This window comes from Pedobacter sp. PF22-3 (assembly GCF_026239555.1).
GTDB lineage: Bacteria > Bacteroidota > Bacteroidia > Sphingobacteriales > Sphingobacteriaceae > Pedobacter.
Genome location: NZ_JAPIVP010000025.1, coordinates 44,943 through 55,574, shown reverse-complemented (window position 1 = coordinate 55,574; position 10,632 = coordinate 44,943). Strand labels below are relative to the sequence as shown.

The 10,632-nt window shown below is 38.7% G+C and carries 10 protein-coding genes; 5 read left to right on the top strand and 5 right to left on the bottom strand.

What is annotated here, in order from left to right:
- The coding region (locus tag OQX63_RS22210; protein WP_265852993.1) for an RHS repeat domain-containing protein at positions 1-1,362 on the top strand (1,362 nt) is incomplete at its 5' end.
- A 38-nt stretch (positions 1,363-1,400) separates the two neighbouring features.
- Positions 1,401-1,730: a hypothetical protein gene (locus OQX63_RS22205; RefSeq protein ID WP_265852992.1), complete on the top strand. Its 330-nt coding sequence runs from the start codon at positions 1,401-1,403 to the stop codon at positions 1,728-1,730.
- 81 nt (positions 1,731-1,811) lie between these two features.
- On the opposite strand, the gene OQX63_RS22200 is transcribed toward OQX63_RS22205, so the two are convergent.
- The gene (locus tag OQX63_RS22200; protein WP_265852991.1) at positions 1,812-2,129 is read right to left on the bottom strand and encodes a hypothetical protein; all 318 of its coding nucleotides are present in this window, start codon (positions 2,127-2,129) and stop codon (positions 1,812-1,814) included.
- 83 nt (positions 2,130-2,212) lie between these two features.
- Between OQX63_RS22200 and OQX63_RS22195 the strand changes: the two genes are divergently transcribed.
- Positions 2,213-3,883, top strand: a complete 1,671-nt coding sequence (locus tag OQX63_RS22195; protein WP_265852990.1) for an RHS repeat domain-containing protein — start codon at positions 2,213-2,215, stop codon at positions 3,881-3,883.
- A 17-nt stretch (positions 3,884-3,900) separates the two neighbouring features.
- Entirely contained in the window at positions 3,901-4,092 is a 192-nt protein-coding gene (locus OQX63_RS22190; protein WP_265852989.1) for a DUF4926 domain-containing protein, read from the top strand.
- 1,075 nt (positions 4,093-5,167) lie between these two features.
- On the opposite strand, the gene OQX63_RS22185 is transcribed toward OQX63_RS22190, so the two are convergent.
- The 4 genes from OQX63_RS22185 to OQX63_RS22170 form a co-directional block, all read right to left on the bottom strand.
- Positions 5,168-5,692 (bottom strand): hypothetical protein, encoded by a 525-nt coding sequence (locus OQX63_RS22185; RefSeq protein WP_265852988.1) that lies wholly within the window; start codon positions 5,690-5,692, stop codon positions 5,168-5,170.
- A 122-nt stretch (positions 5,693-5,814) separates the two neighbouring features.
- Positions 5,815-6,573, bottom strand: coding sequence for a glycoside hydrolase family 11 protein (locus tag OQX63_RS22180; RefSeq protein ID WP_265852987.1), 759 nt, complete (start codon positions 6,571-6,573; stop codon positions 5,815-5,817).
- A gap of 925 nt (positions 6,574-7,498) precedes the next feature.
- Positions 7,499-8,638 (bottom strand): hypothetical protein, encoded by a 1,140-nt coding sequence (locus tag OQX63_RS22175; protein ID WP_265852986.1) that lies wholly within the window; start codon positions 8,636-8,638, stop codon positions 7,499-7,501.
- A 21-nt stretch (positions 8,639-8,659) separates the two neighbouring features.
- Positions 8,660-9,553: a TssN family type VI secretion system protein gene (locus OQX63_RS22170; RefSeq protein ID WP_265852985.1), complete on the bottom strand. Its 894-nt coding sequence runs from the start codon at positions 9,551-9,553 to the stop codon at positions 8,660-8,662.
- Between the two features lie 118 nt (positions 9,554-9,671).
- Between OQX63_RS22170 and OQX63_RS22165 the strand changes: the two genes are divergently transcribed.
- Positions 9,672-10,610, top strand: a complete 939-nt coding sequence (locus tag OQX63_RS22165) for a type VI secretion system baseplate subunit TssG (protein WP_265852984.1) — start codon at positions 9,672-9,674, stop codon at positions 10,608-10,610.
- The last annotated feature ends 22 nt before the right edge of the window (positions 10,611-10,632 follow it).

The window sequence follows — 10,632 nt, the reverse complement described above, 5'->3', positions numbered from 1 at the left end:
GATAATTTTGGTACGAATAATTATACGGTTTACGAAGGCAACAGGCTTAAAACGATCAGTGGTTTTACCAATAGCAGTTATGATTATGATGCCAACGGCAATCTGAAAAGTGACAGTCAAAAGAATATTACCTTGGGCTACAATTTCCTCAACCTGCCACAAACAGTAAGCGGGAGCCAGAACCTGAGTTATACTTACAGTGCAGCAGGAGAAAAACTGAAAAAACAGAGCGGAGGAACTACTACCGATTATGTGGATGGTATCCAATATACCAATGGCAACATCGATTTTATCCAGACCGAAGAGGGGATTGCGCGCAATAGCGCAGGCAGTTACAGCTATGAATATAACCTGAACGACCATCTGGGAAATGTGAGGGCTACTTTCTATAAAAACCCCAATACTGGTCAGTTAGAAGTACTGCAGCGTGATGACTATTATGCATTTGGCTTAAGAAAAGAACCGGTTGCAAAAGCGGGGCTGAACAAGTATCTTTACAACGGCAAGGAGTTGCAAGAGGAGCTGGGACAGTATGATTACGGCGCAAGGTTATATGATCCTGTGATAGGAAGGTGGAATGTGATTGATCCATTAGCTGAGAAGATGAGGAGGTATTCTCCTTATAATTATGGATTTAATAATCCAATTAGGTTTGTTGATCCTGATGGTATGCAAGGTACAGATTGGGTAAAAAAAGGCAACAAATATCTATGGGATGATAGGGTTATTGATCAAAAAACTGCTGACCAGTATCAAGGTACAAATTCTGAATATATTGGTAAACAGGCACAAATAGCTACTAAAAAAACTGACGGCACTACTGTTGGTGCTATTAACTTAAATTCTGACGGTTCTGCTACAAATGCTGAAACGGGCGAAAATGCATCTAAATCAATAAGTGGACAGTTATCAATTGAGGCTAAAACCCTTAAGCCAGATGCATTTGGAACAGGTCTTTCTATTAATGCAGGTGCCGGGCTATTTTATCAAGGTTTACAAATATCTGCTGGTTTTTTTAGTGAGGGGGAAGGTCCGGGGCAAGCCTTTTTCACGGTTGGAACTCCAAAGACTCCATTGTTTTTCGATGGTTCAATTTCTGCACAAGCACTTGTAGGGAAATCAAACAGCAATACCTTTGATCTATCTGGAGATGGTCGTTCTTATGGAGCAGGGGCAGGCCCCATTTCAGGGTCTTTTAGCCAAGGCTTAAATAAGCAAGGGAAAGTCACAAATAATATAATTGGTGTTGGACCTTCAATTGGAGCAAAATATACGGGCGGAGGTTCAAATACGCGTACATATACGGTTCCATTTTGGATTCCATTTACTTTTTCTGCTGCTGCTGGCAGATTTCTTCATTAGATGATTATGAAAAAATATAGATATTTAATTTTTTTTTTTTGCTATTTGCATCTCTTTTTTTATTCATCCCATTCGGTGGAAACGATAAGTGTAAATGGCAACAAGATTTTAACACTATTTTTTTTTTCGGAGTAGTCGTTGAAAAGTTTTTAGACTCTTCTCAGCATTCAACCCCAATAGTGGAAGTAAAAGACATCAAAACTGGTAAAATTGATACCTTGGATTTTTTTGGAGATAAGTCTAATGTATTTTTACTAATTAACAAACTGGATACAATATACAAAACGCCAGGAAGCAATAAAGTTTTTCTTAAAAATAAGAATAAGGTAACGACGATCGGCAGTGTCAATTTTGACTGTAAAAATTAAATCCCCCCTAGCTGGTGCGAGCGTGTCACTCGTATCGATATAATATCCAAAGCCCGGCAGTTTAAAAATTGCCGGGCTTTGTTATTTCTGTAGCAATCCAAGTTTAAGCAATCTAGCTTTGATGGCTCCGTAAGTCCGGGAATGTAGTTTGGCGAGTTGGGTAATCTTGATGCCTTCGCTGAAACGTTGTGTGAGCAGGTTATCTTCTTGTTCATTCCAAGCTAAGCCTTGATTGCCTTTTTCGGCGAGGGCTTCGAGTTCGTTAATGGCAAAGAATAATGCCCTTATGATTTGGGGCTGGTTGTACGGGCTATCGGCAGGGAATACTTCACCGGTTACGGGGTCGATACCAGCGGCTAAAGCCTGTAGAACCTCCCGGTGGCAGTTGTTAACCTGCATAAGCTTTTTTGGCTTTAAAATCTTTTATAATCGCCTTTCCAACCGCTACGAGTACGATCATGTAGGCCGCAAGATAGCCACTTTTGAAAACAATCAACAACCAGGGAGATGTTGCACTAAACCACCTCGAATACAACGAGATCGGCCAGTTGGCCAAAAAGAACATGCACAACGATACCCAGGCCACTACCTTTGCTTACAACGAACGTGGCTGGATGAAGAACAGTAATTCTGATCAGTTCAGCATGGAGCTGAAATATAACGATGGTAGCTTGCCACAGTTCAATGGCAACATCTCTAGCCAGAATTATACCAACGGTATGGCAAATGCCTTTACTTATAGTTACGACAAGTTAAACAGACTGACCAATGCAACTGCAGGTGACAACATGGACGAAACCATTAGTTACGATGTAATGGGCAATATTACCAGTTTGGCGCGTGGTAATCTTGGTACTAACAATTATACCGGTTATAACGGCAACAGGTTGACCAGCATCAGTGGTTTTACCAACAGCAGTTATGCTTACGATGCCAATGGTAACCTCACCAGCGATAGCCAGAAGAACATCACTCTGGGATACAACTTCCTTAACCTGCCGCAAACGGTCACTGGAAGCCAGAATTTAATTTATATTTATAATGCTGCAGGCGAAAAACTGCAAAAACAGGCAGGTGGTACTACTACCAATTATATTGATGGTATCCAGTATACCAATAACAGTATCGATTTTATCCAAACCGAAGAGGGCTTAGCCCGTAGAAGCGGAAACAATTATAGTTATGAATATAACCTAAGCGACCATTTGGGCAATGTAAGGGTTACCTTTTACCAAAACCCTACGACCAACCAGCTGGAAGTGCTGCAACGCGACGACTATTATGCATTTGGCTTAAGAAAAGTTGCAACTGGGGGAACTAATAAATATCTTTACAATGGTAAGGAGTTGCAGGAGGAGTTGGGGCAGTATGATTACGGCGCAAGGTTCTATGATCCGGTGATTGGAAGGTGGAATGCCATAGACCCGATGTCTGAAACGAGCAGAAGGTTTAGTCCTTACGTTTATGGCAATAATAATCCAATTCGTTTCATAGATCCCGATGGAATGCAAACTACAGATGCTAATGGAAACGTAAGCTCTGATAATGCAGAAGAAGCACAGGCTATGTTTCGACAAATACAAAGTCAATATTCTTCGTCTAATCAAGAACAGGATCCACCTAATAAAAAGAAGCAGGACCCATTTGATTCTGAGACATTGGTTAAGAAGGCCCCTCGTATAAACAAAGTAACCAGTTGGTATGGAAGGCTTTGGTATAGCCTTAATGGAGGAAGAGATTATGAGGGCATAAACTATGATAATGATGGTAATCCCGTTCATGTATCCTATATTAAATTTGAGATCAATCCTCCTTTTGGGTCAAAAGGAAGTTTATCCCTTTTATCTCAGTTATCCGTAGAAGAAAAATTAGCGGGTTATTTACTAAATGCTGAACATGCTGTTGGGGCAAGTAAAGCAAAATGGTTTCAACAAGCTCTGGGTTATACTCAAGCAAACTCAGCGGGATTAGCAAAACAATTAGTGTTTGATTCTGGTAAAGCTGTTCAAACCGCTGTAACCCAGTATGGAACTAAGTTTAATCAAGTTATAAAAGTTACTGGGGCCAATGGACGAACCATTGAAGTTATGACAGCTTGGATTAAAAATAACGATAATGTTGTTAGATTAATTACAGCTTTTCCAGTTAAATAGTCAATTCTCACAAAATTATGATAAAGGAATATGATATTGTAAAGTCTTTAAAATCTTTAAATGATAAGGTACTCAAAGGATGTAAAGGCACTGTTCTAATTGTTTACTCCGATTTTCCTTCGACTTTTGAAGTAGAATTTGTTGATGAAATAAATGAAACTTTAGATGTCTTAACGGTTAAAGGGAATGATATAATTAAAATTGAGTAACTAAGCTGATACGTGTTTCACGTGTGAGAAAAAAACAGGATATGGCAAAGCGCCCGGCAATGTAAAAATTGCCGGGCTTTGTTATTTCTGTAGGAGTTCAAGTTTGATTAGCCTGGCTTTGATTGCCCCATAAGTACGGGAATGGAGTTTAGCGAGTTGGGTAATCTTGGAGCCATTACCAAAGCGTTCTGCCAGCAATACATCCTCTTCTTCACTCCAGGCCAAGCCTTGGTTGCCTTTTTCGGCTACTGTCCTAAGTTTATCAAGAGCAAAGAAAAGCGCCCTGATGATTTCTGGGTGGTTTTATAGGCTATCGGTAGGGAATACCTCTCCGGTTATGGGGTCGGTGCCAGCCGCCAGAGCCTGGAGAATCTTGAGGTGTCGATTGTTATCCTGCATAGGCTTTACCGGTTTTAGCATCACGGATGATGGCGTTTGCCAGGAAAAGGAGTTTGTCCTTAATGGAGGGTTCGAGTTCCTCTATCTCGTCAATAAGCTTTAGGGGCTGTTTGTCAAAGCCTGTCTTGCTGCCTTCCCCGGCCAGGTAATCGAGCGATACTTCGAGTGTATCGGCTATCTTTTTGGCTACATCAACCGACGGAGAAACTATCTGTCTGTAGTCTTGTGGGTTGGAAGTGATAATAAGGAGATTACGGATTTCTAAAGAATTATATTAGCGATTCGGATACCAGTCTCGACCAATGTTTTCAGTTACAGTTATGATAAACTGAACAGGTTGACCAATAGTACCAATATTTAAATGAGTGAGGTTCTAAACTATGACAATATGGGCAACATCAGCCAGCTGGGCAGAAATGCAGGTGTATTACTTTAACTAAAAGCCTGTAAATTAAATTTTTACAGGCTTTTCTGTTTTCTGGAGTTGCTTAAGTGATGGTTTACAAACTAGTTCTATCATTAAATATCTTGACTGTAAGTGACAGAATTAACAATTTTTTGAACTGCTTGCCCTGGAGCAATAGCCCGGTAGGGGGCAATATAAAGGGTAGACCGGTAGGATAGTCATACGATCCGGCTAAAGCCAAAATTAAGTTTTCCAAACCATTAAACACCTTTATCTATTTGCTGATTTCTTTTTTAACAGTTCTTCGTATATTTGGTTTCCCTGTTTTTCCGCAGCATTAGCAATCTTTATTCCGGCTTTCTCAAACTCACTGATTAATCTTTTATCGAAATCTGCGATGTATGATGCAAATGATAAAGAATCTTTTTGTTCAGGAATGGTTTTAAAAGGAATATTCGGCTCTTTAAATCTGTGCAAAACGGCTTCAGTACTATCATTTCCTTCCAAAAGAATCGAGTCGCCATAGTTTGTAATCTTTGCTACATAATCTTTGTTGAGGTATTTTAAAGAATCATTTTCTATTTTGTAAGGAAGTTTGAACCGGCCAACTTTCTGGTTATAGAAAACTACATATTGCGAATCAATATCAAATTCGCTATAGCCATTTGCGGTAGAAAACCGATGCCATTTTCCGATCAGTATGTTTTTATTTCCATCTATATTTTTAGGATTTGGCGAATGGCAGGCGGAAAGGATAAAAATGAAAAAGACAAGGAAATAAAGGATAGTTCTCATGGTAACTAATTGTTGAAATATTAAAAATATTTAATCCAGGTAAGTGATTAGAAAGTACCTGCGATACATACTGCCCGGCTTATGTGCCAGGCAGTAATGTTGTGCGCATTTTAAACAAATGTTTACTGTGCCCAAATGGTACAATTAATATTGCCATTAGTATTAGATCCCCATGTTTCTGAAACCATAATGGCTGGAATATTTAACTGACCAAGCGTATATCCGTAACTTTGCCATTTGTTGTAGTGGTTGGCAAAAGTAATGGTGTGATTTTGTCCGGTAGATGTTTTGGTAACCCTCGAGCTATAAATCTGCCTGAAACCGTCACCACCGTCGATATTTTTACCTGTCATCCACCGGGTCCACACGTTATAAGCTGCACCATCGCTGTTAAATGTCCCCAGGAAAGTGCCGGTGTGAGGTGAAACCGAACCCCAGGTTTCATTCACATAATATTCATAATAAGGGCTTCTGCTCCATCCGTACCAGCCAAAAGTACCACCTCCGGAATTAGAATAAGTGCTCAGGTTATAACCTATTTTATAGGTTGTTGACCCTACAGAATAACCTTTACCGCAAGTAAAATTACCGTTAAATCCGTTCCAGTTAATGCTGTAATTTCCGGCAGCGCCATTGGCGTAATTTACTGTGCCGGTTGCGCCGTCACTCTTCCAAAGCGACCAAAAGAAGCCGTTATTTGTACCCGATTGGTAGGTTTCTACCGTTGCGCCTGGTTTGGTAGAAGCTGTAACTGGCTCTGGTGCCATCTTTTGGTCTTTTTTACAGCCTGTTAAACATGCAGCGCTTGCAAACACCAAGGTTGCAGCTACAACAAAAGTAACCTTCCTGGTTACACTTGTCAGTGAGTTTTGTTTTTTCATACAATGTATATTGGTTAGGGAAGCAAAATAAAGGTATTAATAACCGATAGATGGCTAATAATCAGTAAATTTGTTATACAAATGTTCATACTTGTGTTGTATGTTTTATATTATTATGTTGTATTCTTTAGTATTATCTATTCGTGCAAGAAGATCTGAAAAAAAGAAATCACTGCTCAAAAATTGTTGGTTCTGGAGTAAAAATCATGTCGATGGTAGCGTAGAAGGGGATTTCTTCGGATTTGATGGATTTATAAGGCTATATCATAAATGTAGAATTGTCAACCTGAGGAATAATTTATTGTATAAAAACTAAAATGATTGACAGATAAAATTTATTAACCTGAGTTCGATTAATAATGTGCTTTAATTCGGGTCATTTGCACTTTGCATGAACGGTCGTCACCCTGAACTTGTTTCAGGGTCTTAATAGCAAGAAAGATGCTGACCACGAAGTAGCTATTAGGCCTTTAAAACAATAAAAACTGCTAATAAAATAAATCCGATAACTATCGGATCAGCATGACGATAGCTTTAGAAAAAGGGGGTTAAAACTAATTAAAATACATAAATATTTATCGAACTCAGGTTTTTAGGTAATATTCCTCAAGAGATCGTCATTCCAGCCTGATTGGGAACCTTATGAATATATCTTAATGCAAGCGTTTTACAGATTAGCTTCGCTGAGCACTTCGTGGCTCCCGTATGCGCGAGAAAGGCGACAGCACTATTGCTGTCTGTCAATGGTAGCCGTCTAAGGACCAACCTTAAACTTTATCTGGCATTTCAATACTTCGTTAAGCTCAATAAAGCATACACTCAACATTTAATCCGGAGAAATCACGCTTTGAGTTTAAATCAACAAAAAAGCTGTACCCATTTTTTGGGGTACAGCTTCATTATAAATGTATTCCGAGAAATGATTTTAATCCAGCAATGTCCAGGTTTTTCTGGCTTGTACCTGTTGTACAACCTGCTGTTCGGCTACTACGATGTTTTCTTTGCGCTGGCCGATGTATTCTAAACCGCTCAATTTATTCCAAAGTGCTACCAGCACATTCATAAACTCATTTACCATCAACATGCTGTTGTTAATCTGTTTATGATCGTAAACCAATTCGATGGTTTTAGCTAAAAGCTCTTCAAAATTTCCTGGGGTTACATCTTTCCACTCGTAAAAATATTTAAGCAGCTCTTCCCGTTCACGCGGATCAATCAGTTTGATGGCTGTAAAAAAGATATGCGCCAAACTAGAAAAATAACCCGTTAAAACAACGGGCGATTCACGGTGTGCAATATTTCTGTATTCGTAAAATAAGCCTGCAATATAATCTACAATCTTTTCAGAAATTAAACGGATATTCTTGCCTAATGGTGTAATATTATCACGTCCGCCTGTTTTATCAATGATTTTGAAAGCGGCTAGTTGCAAATCGTTCAATAATACACTGAAAGATTCGTAATATCTGATTAATGCCGGGTGGCTTGTTATTGTTGAACTTGGTGGGATATAACTATTGTTGATAGATAATCTTCCATTTTCATAATAAACCTGTCCGATTGTTAGAAAATAGCTGTCTGCTGTTTGCGAACTTACTTCACTTTCTGGTAAAACAGTAATAGAATAGTTTTTAGTCAGTTCAGGATAACGGATTGGGCTTTCTTCAGGATTTGGAGTACCTGTTGGCACGCGGTTAAATGGGCTCACCACCAAAAGAATAACATAGTTACGTGGTTCTGATTGTCCAAAGTAATGGTTATGGACCAAATTATCCATATTGTCAGACTGTGTAATATCGATATGGCAGCCCTCTGGCGTAACTGCATTACAGTATCTCACCCTGATTTCGATGTGATTGGTTGCTTTTTCAATAATTTCGATGTCGTGAGAGCTTTTATAACCAGCAAAAGGGGGTAAAAATCCGTAATTGCTGTTGTTTAGTTGTAGCGATACGGCATCTCGGACAAAATCCTGCAAATAGAGGTCGCTTACCGTAAAATGATCACTGGAGAGCTTCATGCCATTAATCCAATTGATGGATTTGTATTTAAGCGGCTTTATCATGGTAAAATGTGTTTTTATAGATTAGATAAAGATAGCACTTTCGCCAACTTCATTAGGCTTATTTACATTTTCTGATACGCGTTTTGCGTAAATGGTCATTTTTTCTGTAATACCATTCTCAATAATATCCAAATCGGGATCGATGAAAATATTACGTTTAAAAAAGGAAGTTTTAATAAAGAAAATCCACTTATAATTCTCCTGGTCATCGCTCCTGAATTCTACAGGGCTTTTGGCAAACTTCAGGTTGTAATCATCAATAAACTTATGAAACCAGATACCGAAGTTCATGTTTTCTACAGCTTTAACTTTTACCTTTAATGGTTCTGGATCGGTGCTCCTTTTATAGAGTTCTAACTCCAATACTAAAAGCCTGTTGAAATCGACATGATCCATGTTGATGTCTAAAGGTGTATCAGGATACCTCCATATTTTGTAGATTTCTGAAGGAATACTCAATAGGGAAACATAAGCCCACCAAAAAAGAAGTGGAACAAAGAAGCAGGCAATGCTGCCCGCGCCAAACCAGCCGAAATTTACAGAACTTAACCAATTAAAGGCGAGTTGGTATAAATATACCGATAAAATGGCCGCAACCAGGGTGGCGAAAAAGATAAATACTTTACGCTCCAGCAAATCTTTAGGATAATACTTGGTTAGTAAATAAACAAACACGACGCCCATGAGAATGTAAAAAGTACAGCAGATAATATAGCCCCAGGGCATAAAATTAAAATTGAGGAAGCCCAAAAAACCTGGAATGGCTAAAATAATACCGATAATTAGAACACTTACAATAAGTTTTTTGTTGTTTAAAAACTGGTTCTTCTTATTGATGACAGAGAGTACTGCCGTTGAGACCATAAAGATCAGCGGAAACAGGAGAAAGCGAATAAAAAATGATTTAACGTCCATTAATTTTTATAGATGAGATGTAGTACAAATATAGTATCTTTAGTATTTGATATAATATCTTATTTTTTCGATGATGGAAAAATTTAATTTATAACAAAAATGCAAGCTTAAAGTTTAAATGAAAAAAGAAACTTTTATAAATAACGAACTCTTTACAGATTACAAGGCAGTAGCCCACGCGGCTGATTTGATAGAACGTAATATTATAGCGGCCGATCGTATCGAAATCATCCCGATAGGGCCCGATAAGCGCGCTTTTGCAAAAGACATCGAAGACACCAGTGTTTATTATTCTGAAAAAAGAAGGCACGACCGTATCCGTATTAACGTTAATAGAGAAGGCTTATATGATATGCTGCCCGAAGGTCTTTTTCACCGGCCGCCAACAGGTAGTGCTGGTATGGATGAAGAATCGATGATTAAGGATATCAGGGAAAGGAGGGAGGAGGAAAAGCAGGCCCGATTGTTTTTTACCCCATTTGATGCCGAAATTAATCACGTAAGAATCATGACTGAGCTATATGAAAATATGCTCGATAAAAAAACAACCTATTCTGATTTAAGCCGGATTTTCGAATTTGGATGGGATGAGTTTAATCTCCTAAATAAAGAGCAGAGCATTATCTGGATGCACTTGTTACCGGAAATTCAACAGAAAAGAAACGATATCGATTTTGTATCAAAAGTATTAACCGCGTTGTTTAATCTGCCAATTGCGATTGTAGATGCTACAGCTAATGTTAAGCCCATAAAAATTGCAGACGACCTGCAAATACAGTTGGGCTCTGGCTCACTTGGCATTGATACCATTATAGGAGATAGTTTTATGCCAGAGCATGAATCTTTCAATATTAACATTGGTCCAACTTCCCCACAGGAGTTGGTCAATTTTATTCCGGGGCAAAAGAATAGGGCCATTCTGGATATGGCCATAAACTACTTAATGCCTGTAGATACAGATGTTAATGTTGAACTCCTTACTGCACCCGATTTACAGGAAACGGTATTGAGTGAAGATGGCGAGCGTGCTTTTTTAGGTTATACGGTTTATCTTTAAAATTCTATTAATACTGGTAGAG

Coding starts and splice junctions, on each gene's coding strand:
- OQX63_RS22200 (WP_265852991.1), bottom strand. CDS start 2,129: ATGCAGGTTAACAACTGCCACCGGGAGGTTCTACAGGCTTTAGCCGCT.
- OQX63_RS22190 (WP_265852989.1), top strand. CDS start 3,901: ATGATAAAGGAATATGATATTGTAAAGTCTTTAAAATCTTTAAATGAT.
- OQX63_RS22185 (WP_265852988.1), bottom strand. CDS start 5,692: ATGAGAACTATCCTTTATTTCCTTGTCTTTTTCATTTTTATCCTTTCC.
- OQX63_RS22180 (WP_265852987.1), bottom strand. CDS start 6,573: ATGAAAAAACAAAACTCACTGACAAGTGTAACCAGGAAGGTTACTTTT.
- OQX63_RS22175 (WP_265852986.1), bottom strand. CDS start 8,638: ATGATAAAGCCGCTTAAATACAAATCCATCAATTGGATTAATGGCATG.
- OQX63_RS22170 (WP_265852985.1), bottom strand. CDS start 9,553: ATGGACGTTAAATCATTTTTTATTCGCTTTCTCCTGTTTCCGCTGATC.
- OQX63_RS22165 (WP_265852984.1), top strand. CDS start 9,672: ATGAAAAAAGAAACTTTTATAAATAACGAACTCTTTACAGATTACAAG.